This is a genomic window from Streptomyces sp. NPDC007945, assembly GCF_042958885.1.
GTDB lineage: Bacteria > Actinomycetota > Actinomycetes > Streptomycetales > Streptomycetaceae > Streptomyces.
The window spans coordinates 265,214-290,517 of the sequence record NZ_JBIBJV010000007.1 but is presented as its reverse complement, the minus strand read 5'-3'; the positions used below and the strand labels follow the sequence as shown (position 1 = coordinate 290,517).

Here is a 25,304-nt window from a genome sequence, read left to right as displayed (position 1 = left end):
ATTGTCCCCCGAACCCTCCCGGCCCGCATCCGCGCGGGTCCCGGCGCACGCGCGCGTGCCCTCCCGCCCGGCCGCGACGGCCCCGTGCGCGCGCATGCGCCGTAGGCTGGCCGGCATGGCCACGCTCATCCTCGTCCGGCACGGACGCTCGACCGCCAACACCTCCGGACTGCTCGCCGGCCGCACGCCGGGCGTGGCGCTCGACGAGCGCGGCGCCGCCCAGGCCGCCGCCCTGCCCGCCAGGCTCGCCGGCATCCCGCTCGCCGCGGCCGTCTCCAGCCCCCTCCAGCGCTGCCGCGAGACCCTCCAGCCGCTCCTGGACGACCGCCCCGACCTGCCCCTCCACGTCGAGGAGCGGGTCAACGAGTGCGACTACGGCGACTGGTCGGGGCGCAAGCTCGCCGAGCTGAACGACGAACCGCTGATGGAGGTCGTCCAGGCGCACGCCTCCGCCGCCGCCTTCCCCGGCGGCGAGTCCATGCGCGCCATGCAGACCCGGGCCGTCGACGCGGTCCGCGACTGGAACGCCCGGATCGAGGCCGAGCACGGCGAGGACGCCGTCTACGTCCTCTGCTCCCACGGCGACGTGATCAAGTCCCTGGTCGCCGACGCCCTCGGCCTCCACCTCGACCTCTTCCAGCGCATCCACGTCGACCCCTGCTCACTCACGGTGATCCGCTACACCCGGCTGCGCCCCTTCCTGGTCCGCCTCGGCGACACCGGCGACCTCGCCGCGCTCGCCCCGCGCGAGACCCCGGAGGCCGGCGGGGCGGCCGAGGTGGGGGGCGGCGCGGGCGCGCCGTGATCCCCGCGCAGTAGGGTGGACTCGCCGTTGCAGTACGACAGTCGACAGTCAAGGGAGCCGGGAGAGTGTCCCGTCAGGTGTTCCTCTACGACCCGCCGGAGCGCTTCGTGGCCGGTACGGTCGGGCTGCCTGGCCGCCGCACGTTCTTCCTCCAGGCGTCCGCGGCCGGCCGGGTCACCAGCGTCGCCCTGGAGAAGACCCAGGTGGCCGCGCTCGCCGAGCGCATCGACGAGCTCCTCGACGAGGTGCTGCGCCGCACCGGGGGCAACGCCCCGGTCCCGGCCGTGGCCCCCGTGGACATCGCCGACACCGCCCCGCTCGACACCCCCGTCGAGGAGGAGTTCCGGGTCGGCACCATGGCGCTCGCCTGGGACGGCGAGGAACAGCGCATGATCGTCGAGGCGCAGGCCCTGGTCGAGCTGGACGTCGACTCCGAGGAGGACCTCGCCGCGGCCGAGGAGCGCCTCCTCCAGGACGAGGAGAACGGCCCGCCGATGCTCCGGGTCCGCCTGAGCGGCGCCCAGGCCCGCGCCTTCGCCAAGCGGGCCCTGGACGTGGTCAACGCCGGCCGGCCGCCGTGCCCCCTGTGCAGCCTGCCCCTGGACCCCGAGGGCCACGTCTGCCCCCGCCAGAACGGATACCGCCGCGGAGCATGAGCAGCAGCCCCGAGTTCCCGCCGGACACCGAGCTGCTCGCCCGCGGTGAGCTGACCGTCCGGGGGCAGGTCCGCGAGGCCTCCAACGCGGTGCTCTACTGCACCGTCGCCCACGAGGGCCGCGAGGCCGCCTGCGTGTACAAGCCGGTCGCGGGGGAGCGGCCCCTGTGGGACTTCCCCGACGGCACCCTCGCCGAGCGCGAGGTCGCCGCGTACGAGCTCTCCGAGGCCACCGGCTGGGGCCTGGTCCCGCCGACGGTGCTGCGGGACGGCCCCTACGGCCGGGGCATGGTCCAGCTCTGGGTCGAGGCCGACCCGGAGGCCCGGCTCCTCGCCCTCACCGAGGACGAGGAGGCCGGCGAGGGCTGGAAGGCGATCGGCCCCGCCGAGGTGGGGGAGGGGCGCACCGCCCTCCTCGTCCACGCCGACACCCCGGAGCTGCGCCGGCTCGCCGTCCTCGACGCCGTGATGAACAACGGCGACCGCAAGGGCGGCCATCTGCTCCCGGCCCCCGGAGGCCGGCTCTACGGCATCGACCACGGCGTCTCCTTCCACGTGGACGACAAGCTGCGCACCCTGCTGTGGGGCTGGGCCGGCCAGGAGCTGCCCGCCGAGGCCACCGAGGTCCTCACCGGCCTCGGCCGCGCGCTGGCCCCCGGTGCGCCCCTCGCCACCCGGCTGGCGGAACTGCTCACGGACGCCGAGGTGTCCGCCGTACGGGAGCGGGTGGCGGCGATGCTGACCTCGGGGCGGCACCCGGAGCCGTCCGGGCAGTGGCCCGCGATCCCCTGGCCGCCGGTCTAGGAACCGTACGGTTCCGGCCACACCCGGATCACCCCTCCGGGACCCCGCCGCACCCCCGGGGGGTGTGCACACACGCCGCTCACCCGCAAGAGCGCGAGATCGGACAGGATTCCGGATCCGGTTCGTATCCGGAAGAGCTGTCCGGTTACGCTCGGGTCATGCATGCCTGGCCCGCTTCCGAGGTCCCCGCCCTTCCCGGCAAGGGCCGCGACCTCAGGATCCACGACACCGCGACCGGCGGACGAGTGACCCTCGCCCCCGGTCCCGTCGCCCGTATCTACGTCTGCGGCATCACGCCCTACGACGCGACCCACCTCGGTCACGCGGCGACCTACAACGCGTTCGACCTCGTGCAGCGCGTGTGGCTCGACACCAAGCGGCAGGTGCACTACGTCCAGAACGTCACGGACGTGGACGACCCGCTCCTGGAGCGCGCCCTGCGGGACGACCTCGACTGGACCGAACTCGCCGAGCGCGAGACCTCCCTCTTCCGCGAGGACATGACCGCCCTGCGGATGCTGCCGCCGCGGCACTACGTCGGCGCGGTCGAGTCGATACCGTCGATCGTCCCGCTGGTCGAGCGGCTCCGGGACAGCGGCGCCGCCTACGAGCTCGACGGCGACGTCTACTTCTCCGTCGAGGCCGACGCGCACTTCGGATCGGTGTCCCACTACGACACCGAGCTGATGCGCCACCTCTCCGCCGAGCGCGGCGGCGACCCCGAGCGGCCCGGCAAGAAGAACCCGCTCGACCCGATGCTGTGGATGGCCGCCCGCGAGGGCGAGCCCAGCTGGGACGGCGGCAGCCTCGGCCCCGGCCGCCCCGGCTGGCACATCGAGTGCGTCGCCATCGCCCTCGACCACCTCGGCATGGGCTTCGACGTGCAGGGCGGCGGCTCCGACCTGATCTTCCCGCACCACGAGATGGGCGCCTCGCACGCCCAGACCCTCACCGGCGAGTTCCCCATGGCCAAGGCGTACGTCCACGCCGGCATGGTCGCCCTCCACGGCGAGAAGATGTCCAAGTCCAAGGGCAACCTCGTCTTCGTCTCCACGCTCCGCCGCGAGGGCGTCGACCCGGCCGCCATCCGGCTCGCCCTCCTCGCCCACCACTACCGCGCCGACTGGGAGTGGACCGACCAGGTCCTCGCCGACGCCGTCGCCCGCCTCGACCGCTGGCGCGCCGCGGTCTCCCGGCCCGACGGCCCGTCCGCCGAGGCCCTGGTCGAGGAGGTCCGCGAGGCGCTCTCCGACGACCTCGACGCCCCGGCCGCGCTCGCCGCGGTCGACCGCTGGGCCGCCCGTCAGGAGGCCGACGGCGGCACGGACGAGTCCGCCCCCGGCCTCGTCTCCCGCACGGTCGACGCGCTCCTCGGCGTCGCACTGTAAGCAGCGGAAGCAGAAGAAGAGGGGATGGCCTCGGGCCATCCCCTCTTCTTCGTTCTTCTCAGTCCTCGTCGCCGTCCTCGCCGGACTCCTCGGAGGCTTCGGGCTCCTCGGGCTGCTCCGGCCTGGGCGACCGGGTGCGGCCGCTGCCCGGGTCCCGCAGATACGAGGTGTCCCCGCTCTCCGTCGCCACCCCGGGGCCGCCCGGCCCCGGCCCCTGGCCCGGGTCGCGCCGCCGCAGATAGCGCTCGAACTCGCGGGCGATCGCCTCGCCCGACGCCTCCGGCAGCTCCGCGGTGTCCCGCGCCTCCTCCAGCGTCTGCACGTACTCGGCGACCTCGCTGTCCTCCGCCGCCAGCTGGTCCACCCCCACCTGCCAGGCGCGGGCGTCCTCGGGCAGCTCGCCCAGCGGGATCCGCAGCCCGATGAGGTCCTCCAGACGGTTGAGCAGCGCGAGCGTCGCCTTCGGGTTCGGCGGCTGCGACACGTAGTGCGGCACCGCCGCCCACAGGCTCACCGCGGGCACGCCCGCGTGGGTGCACGCCTCCTGGAGGATGCCGACGATGCCGGTCGGACCCTCGTACCGGGTCTCCTCCAGGTCCATCGTCCGGGCCAGGTCCGGGTCCGAGGTGACGCCGCTGACCGGCACCGGGCGGGTGTGCGGGGTGTCGCCGAGCAGCGCGCCCAGGATCACCACCATCTCCACGCCCAGCTCGTGGGCGAAGCCCAGCAGCTCGTTGCAGAAGGAGCGCCAGCGCATCGAGGGCTCGATGCCCCGGACCAGGACCAGGTCGCGCGGCTTCTCCCCACCGACGCGGACCACCGAGAGCCGGGTGGTCGGCCAGGTGATCTTCCGTGCGCCGTTCTCCAGGAAGACCGTCGGGCGGTTGACCTGGAAGTCGTAGTAGTCCTCGGCGTCGAGCGCGGCGAAGACCTCGCCCTTCCATTCCCGGTCCAGATGAGCGACCGCGGTGGAGGCGGCGTCGCCGGCGTCGTTCCAGCCCTCGAACGCGGCCACCATGACCGGGTCGATCAGCTCGGGCACCCCCTCGAGCTCGATCACCCAGTGCCTCCTTCTTCGAAGTTCGTGTCGTACGGACCAACCTTACGGCTTCCGGGTCGTCCGTCCGCAGCCCTCGGGCACGCCCGAGAACCCGTGCGGCCTTGATCGACTACCCAGGATCGGAGCCCCGCACACGGCGCGCGTGAGGGGCGGTCCACACCCTCCCCGGAGTGGACCGCCCCTCGGCTCGTGGCGCCGGTGACTACCGGGCGCGCAGCATCGCGTCGACCTCGGCGCGGATCTCGTCGGTGGCGAGGCCGCGAATGGTCAGGGTGGTGCGGCGGCGCAGCACGTCGTCGGCCGTCTCGGCCCACTCGTGGTCGCGGGCGTAGGCGACCTGCGCCCAGATCTCCGGGGCGTCCGGGTGGATCCGGCGGGCGAGGTCGGGGTTCTCGTTCGCCATCCGGGCGATGTCGAAGGAGAGCGAACCGTAGTGCGTGGCCAGGTGCTTGGCCGTGTCGGCGGCCATCCGGGGGCCGGGGGCCGGGCCGTCGACGAGCAGCCGGTGGGCGACCGCGTTCGGGTTGGCGATGCCGGGGAGCGGCAGCCGCTTGGGGAGCGTGGAGACCGACTCGTAGTCCTCGCCCAGCGGGTGGCCGGGGAGCGCCTCCAGCTTCTTCATGATGGTGCGTCCGATGTGGCGGAAGGTGGTCCACTTGCCGCCGGCGACCGACAGCATCCCGCCGCGGCCCTCGGTGACGACCGTCTCGCGCTTGGCCTTGGAGGTGTCGCCGGGACCGCCGGGGAGTACCCGCAGGCCGGCGAAGGCGTAGGTGATGAGGGAGCGGTCGAGCTGCTGGTCGCGGATGGAGAAGGCGGCCTCGTCCAGGATCTGGGCGGTGTCCTTCTCGGTGACCGCGACCTCGCCCGGGTCGCCCTCGTACTCCTCGTCGGTGGTGCCGAGCAGGAGCATGTCCTCCCAGGGGAGGGCGAAGGTGATCCGGTACTTGTCGATGGGGGTGGCGAGGGCGGCCTTCCAGGGGGCGGTCCGCTTGAGGACCAGGTGGGCGCCCTTGGAGAGGCGGATGGAGGGGGCCGCGTTCGGGTCCTCCATGCGGCGCAGGTGGTCGACCCAGGGCCCGGTGGCGTTGAGGACGAGCCGCGCGGTGACACCGAACTCCTCGCCGGACATGCGGTCCTTGAGCTCGGCGCCGGTGACCCGGCCCTTGGTGAAGCGGAGCCCGGTGACCTCGGCGTGGTTGAGGACGACGGCGCCGGCGTCGACGGCCGCGCGGACCGTCATGAGCGCCATGCGGGCGTCGTTCATCTGGTCGTCGCCGTAGACGGCGACGGCCTTGAGGTTGTCGGTGCGCAGCTCGGGCACGTCCTGGGCCGCCTTGGCGGGGGAGAGGAGGTGGCCGACGCCGTCGCCGAAGGCGGACAGCGCGGAGTACGCGAAGACGCCCGCGCCCAGCTTGGCGGCGCCGTGCGGGCCGCCCTTGTAGACGGGCAGGTAGAAGGTGAGCGGGTTGGACAGGTGGGGGGCGACCTGCCGGGAGACGGCGCGCCGCTCGAAGTGGTTCTCGGCGACGAGCTTCACGGCGCCGGTCTGCAGGTAGCGCAGGCCGCCGTGGAGGAGCTTGGAGGAGGCCGAGGAGGTGGCGCCGGCGAAGTCGCCGGCGTCCACCAGGGCCACCCGCAGACCGGACTGCGCGGCGTGCCAGGCGGTGGAGATGCCCAGGATGCCGCCGCCGATCACCAGGAGGTCGTACGTCGCCTTGGCAAGCTGCTCTCTGGTTTCGGCACGGGTCGGAAGCGAGCCGGCGGCCGGGTGCGTTCCGAGGGCGGGAACGGTCTGCGGGGTGGTCATCTCGGTCTACTCCTCGTCACTTCTCTTCTTCGAGCCAGCCCATGGAGCGCTCCACGGCCTTGAGCCAGTTCTTGTACTCGCTGTCGCGCTTGTCGGCGTCCATGCGCGGGGTCCACTCCGCGGCACGGCGCCAGTTGGCGCGCAGCGCGTCGGTGTCCGGCCAGAAGCCGACGGCGAGGCCGGCGGCGTAGGCGGCACCGAGGCAGGTGGTCTCGGCGACCATCGGGCGCACCACGGGGGCGTCCAGGAAGTCCGAGAGGGTCTGCATCAGCAGGTTGTTGGAGGTCATGCCGCCGTCGACCTTGAGCGCGCTCAGCTCGACGCCGGAGTCCTTGGTCATGGCGTCGGTGATCTCGCGGGTCTGCCAGGCGGTGGCCTCCAGGACGGCACGGGCGATGTGCGCCTTGGTGACGTACCGGGTGAGGCCGGCGATCACGCCGCGGGCGTCGGAGCGCCAGTACGGGGCGAAGAGGCCGGAGAAGGCGGGCACGAAGTAGGCGCCGCCGTTGTCCTCGACGGAGGAGGCCAGGGTCTCGATCTCGGCGGCGGACTTGATCAGGCCCATCTGGTCGCGCATCCACTGGACGAGCGAGCCGGTGACGGCGATGGAGCCCTCCAGGGCGTAGACCGGCTTCTGCTCGCCGATCTGGTAGCCGACCGTGGTCAGCAGGCCGCTGTAGGAGTTGATGATCTTGTCACCGGTGTTCATCAGCATGAAGGTGCCGGTGCCGTAGGTGGACTTGGCCTCGCCCTCGGCGAAACAGGTCTGGCCGAAGAGCGCGGCCTGCTGGTCGCCGAGCGCGGAGGCGACCGGGACGCCGTCGAGGATGCCGCCCTTGACCGTGCCGTACACCTCGGCGGAGGAGCGGATCTCGGGGAGGACCGCGGCCGGGATGTCGATGGACTGGAGGATGCGCTCGTCCCAGGCCATCTCGTGGAGGTTCATCAGGAGGGTGCGGGAGGCGTTGGTGACGTCGGTGACGTGGACGCCGCCCCGGGTGCCGCCGGTGAGGTTCCAGATGACCCAGGAGTCCATGGTGCCGAAGAGGATGTCGCCGCGCTCGGCGCGCTCGCGCAGGCCCTCGACGTTGTCGAGCAGCCAGCGGACCTTGGGGCCGGAGAAGTAGGAGGCGAGCGGCAGGCCGGTCTCGCGGCGGAAGCGGTCCTGGCCGACGTTGCGGCCGAGCTCCTTGCAGAGGGCGTCGGTGCGGGTGTCCTGCCAGACGAGCGCGTTGTGGACGGGCTCGCCGGTGTTCTTGTCCCACATCAGCGTGGTCTCGCGCTGGTTGGTGATGCCGATGGCCTTGACGTCGGCGGCGGTGATGCCGGCCTTGACGATGGCGCCGGCGACGACCTCCTGGACGTTGGTCCAGATCTCGGTGGCGTCGTGCTCGACCCAGCCCGGCTTCGGGAAGATCTGCTCGTGCTCCTTCTGGTCGACCGAGACGATCCGGCCGTCCTTGTCGAAGACGATGCAGCGGGACGAGGTGGTGCCCTGGTCGATGGCGGCGATGAAGGGGCCTGCGGTGTGGGAGTCGGTCACGGTGTGCTCCATGGGAAGTCTCGGAAGGACGGCTCGGGGCTCTGTGGCTGTTCTCGTACGGATCAGGCGAACGCGAGCTTGTAGATACCCGCTGCGAGGGCTCCGCCGACCAGCGGACCGACGACGGGGACCCAGGCGTAGCTCCAGTCGGAGCCGCCCTTGTTCGGGAGCGGCAGCAGGGCGTGCACGATGCGGGGGCCGAGGTCGCGGGCCGGGTTGATCGCGTAGCCGGTCGGGCCGCCGAGCGCGAGGCCGATGGAGACCACGACGAAGGCGGTGATCAGGGCGCCGAGGACGCCGAGGCCCTTGCCGCTGTCGTTGAGTCCCTGGGTGAGCACGGCGAGCACGAGCACGACGGTGCCGATGATCTCGGTGGCGAGGTTCTGCCAGGTGTTCCGGATCTCGGGGCCGGTGGAGAAGATGCCGAGCACGGGGCCGGGGCCCTCGACGGGCTTCTCGCCGAGCGTCTCCGGGTCGGTGAGGTGGGCCTGGAACTGGCCGTAGTAGGCGACCCAGACCAGGGCGGCGCCGATCATCGCGCCGAGGAACTGGCCGGCGAAGTAGACCGGCACGTCGCCCCACTCGCCGCTGTTGACGGCGATGCCGACCGTGACGGCGGGGTTCAGATGCGCTCCGGAGAGGGAAGCGGTCATGTAGACCGCGGTCATGACCGCGAAGCCCCACCCGAAGGTGATCGCCAGCCAGCCCGCGCCGCGGGCCTTGGAGCTCTTGAGCGTCACGGCGGCGCACACGCCGCCGCCGAGAAGAATGAGAACGGCGGTACCGATGGTCTCGCCGAGGAAGATGTCGGAGCTGGACACCCGCGACTCCTTTGTCCTTCGTCCAGGGGGATGGCGAACCCGGTTCGCCCCGGTGGTCCGCGCCCTCGTGTGAGGGCGTCCACGGCCCTTGGCACTGCCACACTCTAGCGCGTATTGCCGGTAGGTGTTCGACAATGCCGACCGATGAACGGAAGTTTTGCCCTGGGGTTAACAGCGCGTCAAGAGTCTGGGAAGTGAAAAACCCGCCGATAACGCGATCGTTACCGACGGGTTCGCTCTGTGTGCGGACCGGCTCACCGGCCCCGCGGGCGCGGCCTCAGAAGCGGTTCGCCCCCAGGTCCCGCGAGACCGCCCGGGCGCAGTCCCGCACCGCGGCCACCAGCTCCGGACGCAGCTCCCCGTCCGGGCAGACCCGCTCCACCGCCCCGGTCACCGCCACCGCCCCCACCGGCATCCGGCGCCGGTCGTGGATCGGCGCCGCCACCGAGGCGACTCCCTCCCAGGTCTCCTCCACGTCCGCCGCCCAGCCGCGCGCCCGGGTCATGTCGAGCAGCGACTCGAAGTCCTCCAGGCCCGTGACCGTACGGGGCGTGAACGGCTCCCGCGCCACCTCCACGGCCTCGCTGTGGGCCACCGGGTCGTACGCCGACAGGACCTTGCCGAGGGCCGTGGAGTGCAGCGGCTGCATCGCGCCCACCTCCAGGACCTGCCGGCTGTCGTCCGGCCGGAAGACGTGGTGCACGATCAGCACGCCCTGCTGGTGCAGCACCCCCAGGTGCACGCTCTCCCCGCTGGACCGCGCCAGGTCGTCCGTCCACACCAGCGCCCGCGCCCGCAGCTCGTGCACGTCCAGGTAGCTGTTGCCGAGCCGGAGCAGCTCCGCGCCCAGCTGGTAGCGGCCCGAGGGGGCGTCCTGCTCCACGAAGCCCTCCGCCTGGAGGGTGCGCAGGATGCCGTGGGCCGTGCCCTTGGCCAGCCCGAGCGAGGAAGCGATGTCGGAGAGGCCGAGCCGGCGCTCGCCGCCCGCGAGCAGTCGCAGCATGGCCGCCGCCCGTTCAAGCGACTGGATGTTCTTCGCCATCGCCCGGCCCTTCTCCTCACCTGTGCACACACAATGCTGTTCGACAATGCTGAACACTATCGGTCGATGCCGACCTTGCCTCGCACTTGTCAGTGTCCTCGAAGAAGGGGCCGCGCCGGGAGTCCTCGGACAAAGGATGCCGTCCGCCCTGCGGGACGCCGTGTCCACCCCGGCCCTTCCGCGGTTACGCTGACCCCGTGCACCCTGTGCCCAGGGTGCAAAGCCGACAGCCGTCGCAGCCCAGGGAGCCCCCTTATGGCCTCGTTGCCGACCCCTTCCGCCGACAGCCGGAGCCGCGTCACCGCGCTCCGCGAAGCACTCGCCAACCGTGTCGTCGTCGCCGACGGCGCCATGGGGACCATGCTCCAGGCCCAGGAGCCGACCCTCGCGGACTTCGAGAACCTCGAAGGCTGCAACGAGATCCTCAGCCTCACCCGGCCGGACATCGTCGCCTCGGTCCACCGCGAGTACTTCGCCGCCGGCGTCGACTGCGTCGAGACCAACACCTTCGGTGCCAACCACGCCGCCCTCGGCGAGTACGACATCGCCCACCGCGTCCACGAGCTCTCCGTGGCCGGCGCCCGCGTCGCCCGCGAGGTCGCCGACGAGTTCACCGCCGCCGACGGCCGGCAGCGCTGGGTCCTCGGGTCCATCGGCCCCGGCACCAAGCTGCCGACCCTCGGGCACGCCCCGTACACCGTGCTGCGCGACGCCTACCAGCAGAACGCCGAGGGCCTCGTCACCGGCGGCGCCGACGCGCTGATCGTCGAGACCACCCAGGACCTCCTCCAGACCAAGGCCTCCGTCATCGGCGCCCGCCGCGCCCTCGACGCCCTCGGCCACGACGTGCCGCTCATCGTCTCCGTCACCGTCGAGACCACCGGCACCATGCTCCTCGGCTCCGAGATCGGCGCCGCCCTCACGGCCCTGGAGCCGCTGGGCATCGACATGATCGGCCTGAACTGCGCCACCGGCCCGGCCGAGATGAGCGAACACCTGCGCTACCTCGCCCGCCACTCCCGCATCCCCCTGTCGGTGATGCCGAACGCCGGCCTGCCCGTCCTCACCTCCGACGGCGCCCACTACCCGCTCTCCCCGGCCGAGCTCGCCGACGCCCAGGAGTCCTTCGTCCGCGACTACGGCCTCTCCCTCGTCGGCGGCTGCTGTGGCACGACCCCCGAGCACCTGCGCCAGGTCGTCGAGCGCGTCCGCGACCTCACGCCCGCCCCGCGCGACCCGCGCCCCGAGCCCGGTGCCGCCTCCCTCTACCAGACCGTGCCCTTCCGGCAGGACACCTCGTACCTCGCCATCGGGGAGCGGACGAACGCGAACGGGTCGAAGAAGTTCCGCGAGGCCATGCTCGACGGCCGGTGGGACGACTGCGTGGAGATGGCCCGGGACCAGATCCGCGAGGGCGCGCACATGCTCGACCTGTGCGTGGACTACGTCGGCCGCGACGGCGTCGCGGACATGGAGGAGCTCGCCGGACGGTTCGCCACCGCCTCCACCCTCCCGATCGTGCTGGACTCCACCGAGGTCGAGGTGATCCGGGCCGGGCTGGAGAAGCTCGGTGGCCGGGCGGTCATCAACTCCGTCAACTACGAGGACGGCGACGGGCCCGAGTCCCGCTTCGCGAAGGTCACCCGCCTGGCGCAGGAGCACGGCGCGGCGCTGATCGCGCTCACCATCGACGAGGAGGGCCAGGCCCGCACCGTCGAGAAGAAGGTCGCCATCGCCGAGCGGATCATCGACGACCTCACCGGGAACTGGGGCATCCACGAGTCGGACATCCTCATCGACACCCTGACCTTCACCATCTGCACCGGTCAGGAGGAGTCCCGCAAGGACGGCATCGCGACGATCGAGGCGATCCGCGAGCTGAAGCGCCGCCACCCGGACGTGCAGACCACGCTGGGTCTGTCGAACATCTCCTTCGGTCTGAACCCGGCGGCGCGGATCCTGCTGAACTCGGTCTTCCTCGACGAGTGTGTGAAGGCGGGTCTCGACTCGGCGATCGTGCACGCCTCGAAGATCCTGCCGATCGCCCGGTTCGACGAGGAGCAGGTGACCACCGCGCTGGACCTGATCTACGACCGGCGCGCCGAGGGCTATGACCCGCTGCAGAAGCTGATGGCCCTCTTCGAGGGCGCGACCGCGAAGTCGCTGAAGGCCGGCAAGGCCGAGGAGCTGGCCGCGCTGCCGCTGGAGGAGCGCCTGAAGCGGCGGATCATCGACGGCGAGAAGAACGGCCTGGAGGCCGACCTCGACGAGGCGCTGACCACCACCCCGGCCCTCGACATCGTCAACGACACGCTGCTCGACGGGATGAAGGTGGTCGGCGAGCTGTTCGGCTCGGGCCAGATGCAGCTGCCGTTCGTGCTCCAGTCCGCCGAGGTCATGAAGACCGCGGTGGCCCATCTGGAGCCGCACATGGAGAAGACGGACGCGGACGGCAAGGGCACGATCGTGCTGGCCACCGTCCGCGGCGACGTCCACGACATCGGCAAGAACCTCGTCGACATCATCCTCTCCAACAACGGCTACAACGTCGTCAACATCGGCATCAAGCAGCCGGTCTCCGCGATCCTCGAAGCCGCGGAAGAGCACAAGGCGGACGTCATCGGCATGTCCGGCCTCCTCGTGAAGTCCACCGTGATCATGAAGGAGAACCTGGAGGAGCTCAACCAGCGCGACCTCGCCGCCAAGTACCCCGTCATCCTCGGCGGCGCCGCCCTGACCCGGGCCTACGTCGAACAGGACCTCCACGAGATCTACCAGGGCGAGGTCCGCTACGCCCGCGATGCCTTCGAGGGCCTGCGCCTCATGGACGCCCTGATCGCCGTCAAGCGCGGCGTCCCCGGCGCCGTCCTGCCCGAACTGAAGCAGCGCCGCGTCCCCAAGGGCACCGTCGCCCTCCAGGTCGACGAGCCCGAGCCCGCCGGCCGTTCCGACGTCGCCACCGACAACCCGGTCCCCACCCCGCCGTTCTGGGGCACCCGGGTCGTCAAGGGCATCCCGCTCAAGGACTACGCCTCCTGGCTCGACGAGGGCGCGCTGTTCAAGGGCCAGTGGGGCCTCAAGCAGAACCGGGCCGGCGACGGGCCGACGTACGAGGAGCTGGTGGAGACCGAGGGCCGGCCCCGGCTGCGCGGCTGGCTGGAGCGGCTGCACACCGAGAACCTCCTGGAGGCGGCCGTCGTCCACGGCTACTTCCCGTGCGTCTCCAAGGGCGACGACCTGATCATCCTCGACGAGGCCGGCCACGAGCGGACCCGCTTCACCTTCCCGCGCCAGCGCCGCGGCCGCCGCCTCTGCCTCGCGGACTTCTTCCGCCCCGAGGAGTCCGGCGAGACCGACGTCGTCGGCCTCCAGGTCGTCACCGTCGGCTCCAGGATCGGCGAGGCCACCGCCGAGCTCTTCGCCGCCGACTCCTACCGCGACTACCTGGAGCTGCACGGCCTCTCCGTGCAGCTGGCCGAGGCCCTCGCCGAGTACTGGCACGCGCGCGTGCGCGCGGAGCTGGGCTTCGGCGGCGAGGACCCGGCGAGCGTCCAGGACATGTTCGACCTCAAGTACCGCGGCGCCCGCTTCTCGCTCGGCTACGGCGCCTGCCCCGACCTGGAGGACCGCGCGAAGATCGCCGACCTCCTCCGGCCGGAGCGGATCGGCGTGCACCTCTCCGAGGAGTTCCAGCTCCACCCGGAGCAGTCCACCGACGCGATCGTCCTCCACCACCCCGAGGCGAAGTACTTCAACGCCCGGTGACGACCCGCTGACCGGCCGCCGGGCCCGCCCCACCGTCGTCCGCCGTGAGCGCCGTGTGTCACATCACGGCGCCCACGGTGACCGCGACGTACACTGGTCGGTCCAGTGCAGGCCGGCCCTCCTCCCCGTACCGGGAGCGGGGGCCGGCCTTTCCGTCCCTCCATGGAGGTGTGCCGGATGACCAGTACGGTCCCCGCGTCCCTGTTCCGCGCCAACGGAAGCTCCGCCCTGCAGGCGGTCTTCCTCGACATGGACGGGACCCTCGTCGACACCGAGGGCTTCTGGTGGGACGCGGAGGTCGAGGTCTTCGCCGACCTCGGACACCGGCTCGACGAGGCCTGGAAGGACGTCGTGGTCGGCGGGCCGATGACCCGCAGCGCCGGCTACCTGATCGAATCCACCGGCGCCGACATCACCCTCGACGAGCTGTCCGTGCTGCTCAACGACAAGTTCGAGCAGCGCATCCAGCGCGGCGTCCCCCTCATGCCCGGCGCCGAGCGCCTCCTCGCCGAGCTGGCCCGGCACTCCATCCCCACCGCGCTCGTCTCCGCCTCCCACCGGCGGATCATCGACCGCGTCCTGGAGTCCCTCGGCCGCGACCGCTTCCACCTCACCGTCGCCGGCGACGAGGTCACCCGCACCAAGCCGCACCCGGAGCCGTACCTCACCGCCGCGCGGGGGGTCGGCGCCGACCCGGCCCTCTGCGCGGTCATCGAGGACACCGCGACCGGTGTCGCCGCCGCCGAGGCGGCCGGCTGCCGGGTCGTCGCCGTGCCCTCCGTCGCGCCGATCCCCGCGCTGCCCGGCCGGGTCGTGGTCCGCTCCCTGGAAGAGGTCGACGTGCCCTTCCTGCGCGCCCTCGTCTCGGGAATCTGAGCCTTATCTGAGCTTTTCCCGCCGGTACCCCGGGCGGCCCCCGGGGCTTTCCCCCGGGGTAATTGCTTCAGGCCATCCCTCGAATTTCGAGCGCGTGACGTTGGTCACCCAGCGTGCTCGCCGAGGGGTGGCCTGAAGCCGTTCCCTGCCCGGAATGCGGACGTCCGCCGCCCCCTTGTGTCCCGTTTCGCTCACTCGCGTCCGCCTCGCGCACCGCATGACTATCGATGCCCTCGCATTCATGATCACCCTGCGATTACCCCCCACCGGCCACCCCGTCCGGCCGCGGCACCGCCGCCGACTAATCTTTCGCGAGTACTTCGCCGCAATCACCGCGTGCGCCGGCGCATACCCAAGTCGCCGAGAACACAGGACCGATCGCAACTTCCCGGCCCGATCGCTCCCGCCCCGACCGGGCGGCCGGCGGCGGAGTGTCGTCATGACCGCTGTACTCCAGGCCGGCTGAGGAGAACGTCCCTTGATGAACCGCAAGACCTTGGTGCTGCCGGCCGTGGCCGGACTGCTCGCCCCCCTGCTCGCCGCGTGCGGCACGGGGGAGGACGCCGGAGCCATCGTCGTCGGAACCACCGACCAGTTCGTCGCCACCGAGGAGGCCCCCGCCCCCCTCGACCCGGCCTACGCCTACGACACCGGCGCCTGGAACATCCTCCGCCAGACCGTCCAGACCCTGGTCCACGTCCCCCGCGGCGGCGGCCGGCCCGTGCCCGAGGCCGCCGAGACCTGCGCGTTCACCGACACCGCCAGCGAGAGCTACCGCTGCGTCCTGCGCGCGGGCCTCACCTTCGCCGACGGCACCGCCGTCACCGCCGAGGACGTCAAGTTCTCCATCGACCGGGTCCGGAAGATCAAGTCCGACAACGGCGCCGCCGCCCTCCTGTCGACGATCGACACCGTCGAGACGAAGGGCGACCGCGAGATCGTCTTCCACCTCAACGCCCCCGACGCCACCTTCCCGTACAAGCTCTCCACCCCCGTCGCCGGCATCCTCAGCAAGGACAAGTACGCCGCCGACAAGCTCCGCGAGGGCTTCGTGGTGGACGGCTCGGGTCCGTACACCCTCAAGACCGAGCAGAACGGCGACCAGGCCACCCGCTTCGTCTTCTCCCGCAACCCCCGCTACAAGGGCGACATCACGCCCCGCAACGAGCGGGTCGAGCTCCGCGCCTTCGCCGACGCCGGCGCCATGGGCAAGGCCCTGGAGAGCAAGGACATCGACATGATGGCCCGCTCCCTGTCCCAGGAGCAGGTCCGCGACCTCACCGAGAGCCCCGCCGCCGGCATCCGCGTCTCCGAGGTCCCCGGCCTGGAGATCCGCTACCTCGGCTTCAACACCAAGGCCCCCGCCGTCGAGGAGAAGGCCGTCCGCCAGGCCATGGCCGCCGTCATCGACCGCGGCGCCCTCGTCAACCGCGTGTACGGCCCCACCGCCGAGCCGCTCTACTCGCTCATCCCCTCCAGCATCAGCGGCCACGCCACCCCCTTCTACGAGGAGTACGGCGAGGGCGACGCCGGCCGCGCCGCCGCCATCCTCCGCAAGGCCGGCGTGCGGACCCCGGTCAAGCTGACCCTCAACTACACCACCGACCACTACGGCGAGGAGACCGCCCAGGAGTTCGCGACGCTGAAGAACCAGCTCGTCGCGAGCGAGCTCTTCGACGTCACCGTCAAGGGCACCGCCTGGTCCGAGTTCCGCCCCGCCCAGCGCCGCGGCGACTACGCCGTCTACGGCCTCGGCTGGTTCCCCGACTACCCGGACCCGGACAACTACGTCGCGCCCTTCCTCGACAGCGACAACTTCCTCGGCACCCCGTACGTCAACAAGACCGTCCGCGACCAGCTCATCCCGCAGTCCCGCCGCGAGGCCGACCGCGCCGCCGCGAACCCGGTCTACCACCGCATCCAGAAGATCGTCGCCCAGGACGTGCCCGTCCTGCCGCTCTGGCAGGGCAAGCAGTACGTCGCCGCCCGCGACGACATCAACGGTGTCGAGTACGCCCTCAACACCTCCTCGGACCTGCTCCTCTGGGAGCTGAGCCGCGGCACCACCGCCTGACCCCTTCGTTCGTACCGGCCGCGCGGCCACGCGCGGCCGGCCTGGCAAGAGATCACGAGGCAAGTTCTGTGAAGACGCACCACAAGTGGCTGACCGCCCCGCTCGCCGCGGGCCTCTCCGCCGCCCTCCTCGGCGGCTGCGGCACCGAGCAGGGCGCGGGCTCCGGCGCCGCCGGGGGCATCCGGGTCGGCATGTCGGACGAGATCCTGGCGATCGACCCGGCGGCCGGCTACGACCCCGGCTCCTGGCTGCTGTTCAACAACGTCTTCCAGTCCCTCCTCGCCTTCCCCAAGGGCGGCTCCGTCCCCGAGCCCGAGGCCGCCGACAAGTGCGGCTTCGGCGAGGGCAGCACCGTCTACACCTGCACCCTCCGCCCCGGCCTGAAGTTCTCCAACGGCAATCCGCTCACCTCCGAGGACGTCAAGTTCTCCTTCGAGCGCGCCCTGAAGATCGCCGACCCCTCCGGCCCGGCGCCGCTGCTCTCCACCATCGACACCATCGAGACCCCCGACGAGCGGACCGTCGTCTTCCGCCTCAAGGTCCCGGACGCCACCTTCCCCAGCAAGATCGCCTCCGGTGCCGGCTCCATCGTCGACCACCGCGAGTACCCGGCCGACGCGCTCCGCACCGACGGCAAGGCCGTCGGCTCCGGCCCGTACAAGCTGGACTCCTTCGGCGACACCGAGGCCGTCTTCTCCGCCAACACCGGCTACCAGGGCACCGCCGAGCGCCGCAACGACAAGATCACCCTCAAGCTGTACCAGGGCGACCGCACCGCCCTCGCCAAGGCCTTCACCGACGGCGACGTCGACATCGCCTACCGAGGCCTCTCCGCCGCCGACATCTCCGCCCTGGAGAACGCCGACGGCGACCACGACGTCCAGATCGTCCAGGGCGGCAGCGCCGAGGTCCAGCACCTCGTCTTCAACATGAAGGACCCGGTCGCCGGCAAGCTCGCCGTCCGCAAGGCGATAGCCCACCTCGTCGACCGCGACGCCCTCGTCGAGGACGTCTACAAGTCGACCGCCACCCCGCTGTACTCGATCGTCCCGGCCGGCATCGACGGCCACAACACCGCCTTCTTCGACACCTACGGCGCCCCCGACCCGGCCAAGGCCAAGCAGGTGCTGCGCGCCGCCGGCATCAAGGCCAAGGTCGCCCTGACCCTCTGGTCCACCCCCAGCCGCTACGGCCCCTCCACCGACGCCGAGCTCAAGGCCATCGCCGCCCAGCTCAACGCCAGCGGCCTCTTCACCGCCGACGTCAAGTCCGTCCCCTTCGAGCAGTACGAGAAGGACATCGCCGCCGGCAAGTACGGCGTCTACGTCAAGGGCTGGGTCCCCGACTACCCCGACGCCGACAACTTCACCTCCCCGTTCTTCGGCGAGGGCAACGTCCTCGGCAACCACTACGAGAACAAGGCGATCACCGGCACCCACCTGCCGAAGACCGCCGCCACCGCCGACCGCTCCACCACGGACGAGGAGTACGGCGCCATCCAGGACGCCGTCGCCGAGGAGCTCCCGCTCCTCCCGCTCTGGCAGGGCAAGCAGTACGCCGTCACCCGCGACGGCGTCACCGGCCTGGAATGGACCCTCGACGCCTCGACCGTCTTCCGCTTCTGGGAGCTCCGCAAGAGCTGACCCCGATCCGGACACGGCGAAGGGCCCGACGCGCACCCCGCGCGCCGGGCCCTTCCCCGTACCGCCGTCACCCGGCCCTACTGGCCGTTGGCCCCCGGACGCACCAGGCCGCTCTCGTACGCGTACACCGCCGCCTGCACCCGGTCGCGCAGACCCAGCTTGGTCAGCACATGCCCCACGTGCGTCTTCACCGTCGTCTCGCTGACGAACAGGTCCGCCGCGATCTCCGCGTTCGACAGGCCCTTCGCGACCAGCTTCAGCACCTCCACCTCACGGTCGGTGAGCGTGCCCAGGGTGTCCGGCATCCGCTCCTCACCCGTCGGCAGGTGCGCCGAGTACTTGTCGAGGAGCCGCCGCGTGATCGACGGGGCCAGCATCGCCTCGCCCGCCGCCACCACCCGGATCGCCTGCACCAGCTCGTTCGCCGGGGCGTCCTTCAACAGGAAGCCGCTCGCGCCCGCGCGCAGCGCCTCCACCACGTACTCGTCCAGATCGAAGGTGGTCAGCACCAGGACCTTCGCCGGCCCGTCCCGGCCGGGACCGGTGATCTGCCGGGTCGCCTCCACCCCGTCCATCCGCGGCATCCGGATGTCCATCAGCACCACATCGGGCTGCAGAGCCCGCACCTGGTCCAGCGCCTGCAGACCGTCACCGGCCTCGCCCACCACCGCCAGGTCCTGCTCCGCCTCCAGAATCATCCGGAAACCGGTGCGCAGCAGCGGCTGGTCGTCGACCAGGAGGACGCGAATCGTCACAGGGGCTCCTTCACGAGGGGGGCCGGGCGTCGCCCATTCTGCCCTGCACCGATCCACCCGCCTCCGCCGGGCGCGCGGAGACGATCTCCAGCGGATACACCGGGGGAGTCCCCCCGAACTCCGGACACACCGCCCGGTGGTCGCACCAGCCGCACAGCTTCGTCGGCCGCGGACGCCAGTCGCCCGTCTCCGTCGCCGTCCGGATCGCGTCCCACAGCGCGTGCAGCTTCCGCTCCACCCGCCGCAGGTCCGCCTCCACCGGGTCGTACGTCAGCACGTCCCCGCTCCCCAGGTACACCAGCTGGAGACGGCGCGGGATCACACCCTTCAGCCGCCACACCACCAGCGCGTAGAACGTCATCTGGAACAGCGCGCCCTCGCTGTACTCCGGCCGCGGCGCCTTCCCCGTCTTGTAGTCGACGATCCGGACCTCACCCGTCGGCGCCACGTCCACCCGGTCGATCACCCCGCGCAGCCGCAGCCCCGACTCCAGCTCCGTCTCCACGAACAGCTCGCGCTCCGCCGGCTCCAGACGCGCCGGATCCTCCAGCGTGAACCACCGCTCCACCAGACCCTCGGCCTCCGCCAGCCACTGCCCCAGCCGCTCGCCCGCCGGATCGTCCGCGAACAGCTCGCCCAGCTCCGGCTTCGACTCCAGGAGCCGGTCCCACTGCCCCGGGACCATCGCCTTCGCCCGCGGCACCGTCCGCTCCGCCGCCGGATCGTCGAAGAGCCGCTCCAGGACCGCGTGCACCAGCGTCCCGCGCGTCGCCGCCGCGCTCGGCTTCTCCGGCAGCCGGTCGATCACCCGGAACCGGTACAACAGGGGACACTGCATGAAGTCGCTCGCCCGCGAGGGCGACAGCGACATGGGCGCCCGGGGCCCCTCCGGGAGCCGCTCGCTCGTACTCATGACACAGACCCTACGACCCGCCACCGACAGCGAGCCGCATACCATCGACGCACGACCCGTCGCGCTGCATGATCGATCCGTGACGCGGCGGCGCGGTCACACCCGGCGACGAGAGGAACCCGTGAACCAGGACGAGCCCAAGCCGCAGCGGACCGAGGAACCCGGCGGCGGGATCCTGATGGGCCGCCCCTTCGGCGTGCCCGTCTACGTCGCGCCCAGCTGGTTCCTCGTCGCCGCCCTCATCACCTGGGTCTTCGGCGACCAGATCGAACGGGTCCTGCCCGAACTCGGCGCCGCGCGCTACCTCGTCTCCCTCTTCTTCGCCGTCGCCTTCTACGCCTCCGTCCTCGTCCACGAGCTCGCCCACACCATCGCCGCCCTCCGCTTCAAGCTCCCGGTGCGGCGCATCCAGCTCCAGTTCTTCGGCGGCGTCTCCGAGATCGAGAAGGAGTCGGAGACCCCCGGCCGGGAATTCGTCCTCGCCTTCGTCGGCCCCCTCCTCTCCCTCGTCCTCGCCGGCGCCTTCTACCTCGCCCTGTACGCCGTCGACCCCGGCACCGTCCCCGGCGTCCTCCTCGCCGGCCTGATGATCTCCAACCTCATCGTGGCGATCTTCAACCTGCTGCCCGGCCTGCCGCTCGACGGCGGCCGGATGCTCCGCGCCGTCGTCTGGAAGATCACCGGCAAGCCCATGAGCGGCACCATCGCCGCCGCCTGGGTCGGCCGCGCCCTCGCCGTCACCGTCCTCATCGGCCTCCCCCTCCTCACCCGCACCGGATGGCTCGGCAACTCCACCGCCGACATCGACGGCTTCACCACCGTCACCGACGCCCTCCTCGCCGCCATCCTGGCCGCCATCATCTGGACCGGCGCCGGCAACAGCCTCCGCATGGCCCGCCTCCGCGAACACCTCCCCGAGCTCCGCGCCCGCGCCCTCACCCGCCGCGCCATCCCCGTCGAGCCCGCCACCCCCCTCTCCGAAGCCCTCCGCCGCGCCAACGAGGCGGGCGCCCGCGCCCTCGTCGTCGTCGACCCCACCGGCGAGCCCACCGCCATCGTCCGCGAGGCCGCCATCGCCGCCGTCCCCCAGCACCGCCGCCCCTGGGTCGCCGTCACCACCCTCGCCCAGGACCTCACGGACGGCATGCGGGTCCCCGCCGAGCTCACCGGCCAACCCCTCCTCGACCACCTCCGCACCACCCCCGCCACCGAGTACCTGGTCGTCGAGGAGACCGGCGAGATCTACGGCGTCCTCGCCACCACGGACGTCGAGCGCGCCTTCGTGAAGGCCATGGCACGACCCTCCTCCTAGGCCCGGTACTCTTGTTCCCATGTCCGAACCGACCGGTGCCGCCCGCCGACGCGGGCCCTTCAAGGTCGGGGACCAGGTTCAGCTGACCGACCCCAAGGGCCGCCACTACACGTTCACGCTCGAAGAGGGAAAGAACTTCCACACCCACAAGGGTTCCTTCCCGCACGACGAGCTGATCGGCGCTCCCGAGGGCAGCGTTGTCCGCACCACCGGAAACGTGGCCTACCTCGCGCTGCGCCCCCTGCTCCCCGACTACGTCCTGTCCATGCCCCGCGGCGCCGCCGTGGTCTACCCGAAGGACGCGGGACAGATCCTCGCCTTCGCCGACATCTTCCCCGGCGCGCGCGTCGTGGAGGCCGGCGTGGGTTCCGGCTCGCTCAGCAGCTTCCTGCTCCGCGCCATCGGCGACAGCGGCATGCTGCACTCCTACGAGCGCCGCGAGGACTTCGCCGAGATCGCGAAGGGCAACGTCGAGCGCTACTTCGGCGGCCCCCACCCCGCCTGGCAGCTCACCGTCGGCGACCTCCAGGACAACCTGACCGACACCGACGTCGACCGGGTCATCCTCGACATGCTCGCCCCCTGGGAGTGCCTGGAGGCCGTCTCCAAGAGCCTCGTCCCGGGCGGCATCCTCTGCTGCTACGTGGCCACCACCACCCAGCTCGCCCGCACCGTGGAGTCCATCCGCGAGATCGGCTGCTACGCCGAGCCTCAGCCCTGGGAGTCCATGATCCGCAACTGGCACGTCGAGGGCCTCGCCGTCCGCCCCGATCACCGCATGATCGGCCACACCGGCTTCCTCGTCACCGCCCGCCGCCTCGCGGACGGCGTCGAACCCCCGATGCGCCGCCGCCGCCCCGCCAAGGGCGCCTACGGCGAGGACTACGACGGCCCCAACAAGGGCTGACACTCCGACAGGATCCCGCCCACGCCGCCGTCCGCCCCCGCCCCGCGGGGAACCGGGCGGCGGCGTCGCCGTGTTCGGCACCGCGCTCTCCCCACCCCGGCGGTTCCGCCGCCCTGTGACGTGTGGCACGATGCCCGCAACCCCTCGGCACGACCCTCACAGGAGACCTCCCGCGTGCAGCCCTCCGCCGCCCCGGACACCGTGGACCTCGCTCACACCCACGCCCGGCCGCTGCACTGGCTGGCCACCGCCACCGCGACCGCCGCGGTCGTCGCCCTCGCCGGCACCCTGAGTCCCGAGGCCGCCGAAGCGGGCCCCGCCACGGCTTCCGCTTCCGCCCCCGCGGCGGCGGGACCGGCCGCCGCACCCGACCCCGGCACGGCCGACTACCCCCTGCGGTGCGGGGGAGCGGACCACCGCGTCGCCCGGACCGCCACCGGCGACCTCGACGGCGACGAGAAGCCCGAGACCGTTGCGGTCGTACACTGCGAAGCCGGATCAGGAACCCCGCCCGCCGGCGTCTACGTCCTCACCGCGGGCCGCGGCGACGGCGCCCCCGCGCGCGTGGTCGCCACCCTCGTCGACCCGCGCGAACAGCGCAGCGTCACCGGCCTCGCGATCCGCGACGGAGCCGTCCGCGCCACCCTGCTCGGCTACTCGTCCCCCGACGTCCCCAGCTGCTGCCCCGACCAGAAGGAGCAGGTCAGCTGGGAATGGACCGGCGGCGCCTTCGTCCGCACCACCGGCGCGACGGCCTTCGGCGCCTGAGCGTCACTCCGCGTCCGGGCCGTACACCTCGACGCGGTCCCGGACCCGCCGCACATGGATGCAGTCGCCCGGGCACTCCTTCGCCGAGTCCACCACGTCCTGGAGCAGCGGCAGCGGCACCGGGGTTGTCGCCCCAGCCTCCTGCAGCAGCTCGTCGTCGGCGCTCTTCACATACGCGAGCCCGTCGATGTCCAGTTCGAAGACCTCGGGAGCGTACTGCGCGCAGATACCGTCCCCCGTGCACAGGTCCTGGTCGATCCAGACCTCCAGGGCCTCCTCGGCCCCGTCGGCCGGAGCCTCGTGCTGCACGCTCATCTCTTCTGCCGTTTCTGCTCCGCGCGGACAATTGAGGCCGCGACCCGCGGGTGTTGACCCCTCACGACGATACAACTGCCCGCTTTCAGAGCCCGAAGGGTGGGTATTCAGCTGGCGAGAGGGGAAGCGCAAGGGTGAAGATCGGACACACCCCGGAGTCTTTTTGATCTAGGGGTTTCAATCATCACCCACGCAGGTAGGGTCAGGATGCGTCCAGCTCCCCTTGGAGGAGGTGAGGACCGTGGCAGCCCACGACGACGACATCAACCGCGGCATCCGGCCGGGGCGAGGGTCTGAAGACCCCGCCGGCCAGGTTGCCTATCTCGAGCAGGAAATCGCCGTCCTGCGCCGCAAGCTCGCCGACTCTCCGCGACACACGAGGATTCTCGAAGAGCGGATCGTCGAGCTGCAGACCAGCCTGGCCGGCGTGTCCGCGCAGAACGAAAGGCTGGCGAACACGCTCCGTGAGGCGCGCGACCAGATCGTCGCCCTCAAGGAGGAGGTCGACCGGCTCGCACAGCCGCCGGCCGGATTCGGTGTCTTCCTTCAGGCCAACGAGGACGGCACGTGCGACATCTTCACCGGCGGCCGCAAGCTCAGGGTGAACGTGAGTCCCAGCGTCGAGCTCGAAGAGCTCCGGCGCGGCCAGGAAGTCATGCTCAACGAAGCGCTCAACGTGGTCGAGGCCATGGAGTTCGAGCGCGCCGGCGAGATCGTCACCCTCAAGGAGATCCTGGAGGACGGCGAGCGCGCCCTGGTGGTGGGCCACACCGACGAGGAACGGGTGGTGCGGCTCGCCGAGCCGCTCCTGGACATCACCATCCGCTCCGGTGACGCCCTGCTCTTCGACTCCCGGTCCGGGTACGTCTACGAGGTCGTGCCCAAGAGCGAGGTCGAGGAACTCGTCCTCGAAGAGGTCCCGGACGTCGACTACGACAAGATCGGCGGCCTGGGCAACCAGATCGAGCTGATCCGCGACGCGGTCGAGCTCCCGTACCTCCACCCCGACCTGTTCAAGGAGCACGAACTGCGGCCGCCCAAGGGCATCCTGCTCTACGGGCCGCCCGGCTGCGGCAAGACCCTCATCGCCAAGGCCGTCGCCAACTCCCTGGCCAAGAAGGTCGCCGAGGTCACCGGCCAGCCCGCGGGGAAGTCCTACTTCCTCAACATCAAGGGCCCCGAACTCCTCAACAAGTACGTCGGCGAGACCGAGCGGCACATCCGCCTGGTCTTCCAGCGGGCCCGCGAGAAGGCCAGCGAAGGCACCCCCGTCATCGTCTTCTTCGACGAGATGGAATCGCTCTTCCGCACCCGCGGATCCGGTGTCAGCTCGGACGTGGAGAACACCATCGTCCCCCAGCTGCTCGCCGAGATCGACGGCGTCGAAGGCCTGGAGAACGTGATCGTGATCGGCGCCTCGAACCGCGAGGACATGATCGACCCCGCGATCCTGAGGCCCGGCCGGCTCGACGTGAAGATCAAGATCGAGCGTCCGGACGCCGAGGCCGCGAAGGACATCTTCGCCAAGTACCTCACCGCCAACCTTCCGCTCCACTCGGACGACGTCTCCGAACACAGCGGCTCCAAGGCCGCCGCCGCCCACGGAATGATCCAGTCCGTCGTCGAGCAGATGTACGCCGAATCCGAGGAGAACCGCTTCCTCGAAGTCACGTACGCCAACGGCGACAAGGAAGTCCTGTACTTCAAGGACTTCAACTCCGGCGCGATGATCCAGAACATCGTCGACCGGGCCAAGAAGATGGCCATCAAGGCATTCCTCGACCACAACCAGAAGGGCATCCGCGTCTCCCACCTCCTCCAGGCCTGCGTGGACGAGTTCAAGGAGAACGAGGACCTGCCCAACACCACCAACCCCGACGACTGGGCCCGCATCTCCGGAAAGAAGGGCGAGCGGATCGTGTTCATCCGCACCCTCGTCACCGGAAAGCAGGGCGCGGACACCGGACGCTCCATCGACACGGTGGCCAACACCGGCCAGTACCTGTAGAAGCGCAGACCGGCTGCGGATGTCCGGAAACCGGGCATCC

20 protein-coding genes are annotated in these 25,304 nt (G+C 71.3%); 12 read left to right on the top strand and 8 right to left on the bottom strand.

Translation table 11 applies throughout. From position 1 onward, the window contains the following. Nucleotides 1–115 precede the first annotated feature (115 nt). From ACFZCF_RS23670 to mshC, 4 genes are all read left to right on the top strand, one after another. Nucleotides 116–805: a histidine phosphatase family protein gene (locus tag ACFZCF_RS23670; RefSeq protein ID WP_388447122.1), complete on the top strand. Its 690-nt coding sequence runs from the start codon at nucleotides 116–118 to the stop codon at nucleotides 803–805. A 65-nt stretch (nucleotides 806–870) separates the two neighbouring features. Continuing rightward, the gene (locus tag ACFZCF_RS23665; protein WP_382805588.1) at nucleotides 871–1,461 is read left to right on the top strand and encodes a DUF3090 domain-containing protein; all 591 of its coding nucleotides are present in this window, start codon (nucleotides 871–873) and stop codon (nucleotides 1,459–1,461) included. Then, complete coding sequence (locus tag ACFZCF_RS23660) at nucleotides 1,458–2,264, top strand: SCO1664 family protein (protein WP_388447118.1); 807 nt, start codon at nucleotides 1,458–1,460, stop codon at nucleotides 2,262–2,264. The genes ACFZCF_RS23665 and ACFZCF_RS23660 overlap by 4 nt, the downstream gene beginning before the upstream one ends. 158 nt (nucleotides 2,265–2,422) lie before the next feature. After that, on the top strand, nucleotides 2,423–3,652 hold the full coding sequence (mshC, locus tag ACFZCF_RS23655; RefSeq protein ID WP_388447116.1) for a cysteine--1-D-myo-inosityl 2-amino-2-deoxy-alpha-D-glucopyranoside ligase: 1,230 nt from the start codon (nucleotides 2,423–2,425) through the stop codon (nucleotides 3,650–3,652). Nucleotides 3,653–3,710: 58 nt separating this feature from the next. Here mshC and ACFZCF_RS23650 read toward each other — a convergent pair whose 3' ends face one another. The 5 genes from ACFZCF_RS23650 to ACFZCF_RS23630 all read right to left on the bottom strand — a co-directional run bounded on the left by ACFZCF_RS23650 (nucleotide 3,711) and on the right by ACFZCF_RS23630 (nucleotide 9,928). Beyond that, nucleotides 3,711–4,712 carry a PAC2 family protein gene (locus ACFZCF_RS23650; protein WP_388447114.1) on the bottom strand — a complete coding sequence of 334 codons (1,002 nt, stop codon included), beginning with the start codon at nucleotides 4,710–4,712 and terminating at the stop codon, nucleotides 3,711–3,713. Nucleotides 4,713–4,914: 202 nt separating this feature from the next. Continuing rightward, nucleotides 4,915–6,522, bottom strand: a complete 1,608-nt coding sequence (locus tag ACFZCF_RS23645) for an FAD-dependent oxidoreductase (RefSeq protein ID WP_388447112.1) — start codon at nucleotides 6,520–6,522, stop codon at nucleotides 4,915–4,917. 16 nt (nucleotides 6,523–6,538) lie between these two features. After that, nucleotides 6,539–8,077 (bottom strand): glycerol kinase GlpK, encoded by a 1,539-nt coding sequence (gene glpK, locus ACFZCF_RS23640; RefSeq protein ID WP_391288571.1) that lies wholly within the window; start codon nucleotides 8,075–8,077, stop codon nucleotides 6,539–6,541. 50 nt (nucleotides 8,078–8,127) lie between these two features. Next, nucleotides 8,128–8,886 (bottom strand): MIP family channel protein, encoded by a 759-nt coding sequence (locus ACFZCF_RS23635; protein WP_391288569.1) that lies wholly within the window; start codon nucleotides 8,884–8,886, stop codon nucleotides 8,128–8,130. A 277-nt stretch (nucleotides 8,887–9,163) separates the two neighbouring features. Then, entirely contained in the window at nucleotides 9,164–9,928 is a 765-nt protein-coding gene (locus ACFZCF_RS23630; protein ID WP_359524738.1) for an IclR family transcriptional regulator, read from the bottom strand. Nucleotides 9,929–10,183: 255 nt separating this feature from the next. Here ACFZCF_RS23630 and metH point away from each other — a divergent pair, with 255 nt between their 5' ends. From metH to ACFZCF_RS23610, 4 genes are all read left to right on the top strand, one after another. Continuing rightward, complete coding sequence (gene metH / locus ACFZCF_RS23625) at nucleotides 10,184–13,693, top strand: methionine synthase (protein ID WP_391288567.1); 3,510 nt, start codon at nucleotides 10,184–10,186, stop codon at nucleotides 13,691–13,693. Between the two features lie 177 nt (nucleotides 13,694–13,870). Next, nucleotides 13,871–14,569: an HAD-IA family hydrolase gene (locus ACFZCF_RS23620; protein ID WP_391288565.1), complete on the top strand. Its 699-nt coding sequence runs from the start codon at nucleotides 13,871–13,873 to the stop codon at nucleotides 14,567–14,569. Between the two features lie 481 nt (nucleotides 14,570–15,050). Further along, on the top strand, nucleotides 15,051–16,643 hold the full coding sequence (locus ACFZCF_RS23615; protein ID WP_388447102.1) for an ABC transporter substrate-binding protein: 1,593 nt from the start codon (nucleotides 15,051–15,053) through the stop codon (nucleotides 16,641–16,643). 68 nt (nucleotides 16,644–16,711) lie between these two features. After that, nucleotides 16,712–18,286 (top strand): ABC transporter substrate-binding protein, encoded by a 1,575-nt coding sequence (locus tag ACFZCF_RS23610; RefSeq protein ID WP_391288562.1) that lies wholly within the window; start codon nucleotides 16,712–16,714, stop codon nucleotides 18,284–18,286. Nucleotides 18,287–18,363: 77 nt separating this feature from the next. Here the strand turns inward: ACFZCF_RS23610 and ACFZCF_RS23605 are convergent, their stop codons facing one another. Next, nucleotides 18,364–19,041, bottom strand: coding sequence for a response regulator (locus tag ACFZCF_RS23605; protein WP_388447098.1), 678 nt, complete (start codon nucleotides 19,039–19,041; stop codon nucleotides 18,364–18,366). 10 nt (nucleotides 19,042–19,051) lie between these two features. Beyond that, nucleotides 19,052–19,954, bottom strand: a complete 903-nt coding sequence (locus tag ACFZCF_RS23600; RefSeq protein WP_391288560.1) for a PD-(D/E)XK nuclease family protein — start codon at nucleotides 19,952–19,954, stop codon at nucleotides 19,052–19,054. Between the two features lie 121 nt (nucleotides 19,955–20,075). On the opposite strand from ACFZCF_RS23600, the gene ACFZCF_RS23595 reads away from it, so the two are divergent. From ACFZCF_RS23595 to ACFZCF_RS23585, 3 genes are all read left to right on the top strand, one after another. Next, nucleotides 20,076–21,266, top strand: coding sequence for a site-2 protease family protein (locus ACFZCF_RS23595; protein ID WP_391288558.1), 1,191 nt, complete (start codon nucleotides 20,076–20,078; stop codon nucleotides 21,264–21,266). Nucleotides 21,267–21,285: 19 nt separating this feature from the next. Continuing rightward, complete coding sequence (locus ACFZCF_RS23590) at nucleotides 21,286–22,173, top strand: tRNA (adenine-N1)-methyltransferase (protein ID WP_031013975.1); 888 nt, start codon at nucleotides 21,286–21,288, stop codon at nucleotides 22,171–22,173. Nucleotides 22,174–22,347: 174 nt separating this feature from the next. Further along, nucleotides 22,348–22,941, top strand: a complete 594-nt coding sequence (locus tag ACFZCF_RS23585) for a hypothetical protein (RefSeq protein WP_391288556.1) — start codon at nucleotides 22,348–22,350, stop codon at nucleotides 22,939–22,941. Between the two features lie 3 nt (nucleotides 22,942–22,944). Here the strand turns inward: ACFZCF_RS23585 and ACFZCF_RS23580 are convergent, their stop codons facing one another. Further along, nucleotides 22,945–23,256, bottom strand: coding sequence for a ferredoxin (locus tag ACFZCF_RS23580; RefSeq protein WP_388447089.1), 312 nt, complete (start codon nucleotides 23,254–23,256; stop codon nucleotides 22,945–22,947). 241 nt (nucleotides 23,257–23,497) lie between these two features. On the opposite strand from ACFZCF_RS23580, the gene arc reads away from it, so the two are divergent. Then, the gene (gene arc, locus ACFZCF_RS23575; protein WP_391288554.1) at nucleotides 23,498–25,264 is read left to right on the top strand and encodes a proteasome ATPase; all 1,767 of its coding nucleotides are present in this window, start codon (nucleotides 23,498–23,500) and stop codon (nucleotides 25,262–25,264) included. Nucleotides 25,265–25,304 lie beyond the last annotated feature (40 nt).

Bases quoted from the DNA above. Each gene is read 5' to 3' on its own strand.
- ACFZCF_RS23620 (WP_391288565.1), top strand. From the start codon at position 13,871: ATGACCAGTACGGTCCCCGCGTCCCTGTTCCGCGCCAACGGAAGCTCC.
- ACFZCF_RS23600 (WP_391288560.1), bottom strand. From the start codon at position 19,954: ATGAGTACGAGCGAGCGGCTCCCGGAGGGGCCCCGGGCGCCCATGTCG.
- metH (WP_391288567.1), top strand. From the start codon at position 10,184: ATGGCCTCGTTGCCGACCCCTTCCGCCGACAGCCGGAGCCGCGTCACC.
- ACFZCF_RS23660 (WP_388447118.1), top strand. From the start codon at position 1,458: ATGAGCAGCAGCCCCGAGTTCCCGCCGGACACCGAGCTGCTCGCCCGC.
- ACFZCF_RS23590 (WP_031013975.1), top strand. From the start codon at position 21,286: ATGTCCGAACCGACCGGTGCCGCCCGCCGACGCGGGCCCTTCAAGGTC.
- ACFZCF_RS23645 (WP_388447112.1), bottom strand. From the start codon at position 6,522: ATGACCACCCCGCAGACCGTTCCCGCCCTCGGAACGCACCCGGCCGCC.
- glpK (WP_391288571.1), bottom strand. From the start codon at position 8,077: ATGGAGCACACCGTGACCGACTCCCACACCGCAGGCCCCTTCATCGCC.
- ACFZCF_RS23615 (WP_388447102.1), top strand. From the start codon at position 15,051: ATGAACCGCAAGACCTTGGTGCTGCCGGCCGTGGCCGGACTGCTCGCC.
- mshC (WP_388447116.1), top strand. From the start codon at position 2,423: ATGCATGCCTGGCCCGCTTCCGAGGTCCCCGCCCTTCCCGGCAAGGGC.
- ACFZCF_RS23580 (WP_388447089.1), bottom strand. From the start codon at position 23,256: ATGAGCGTGCAGCACGAGGCTCCGGCCGACGGGGCCGAGGAGGCCCTG.
- ACFZCF_RS23630 (WP_359524738.1), bottom strand. From the start codon at position 9,928: ATGGCGAAGAACATCCAGTCGCTTGAACGGGCGGCGGCCATGCTGCGA.
- ACFZCF_RS23670 (WP_388447122.1), top strand. From the start codon at position 116: ATGGCCACGCTCATCCTCGTCCGGCACGGACGCTCGACCGCCAACACC.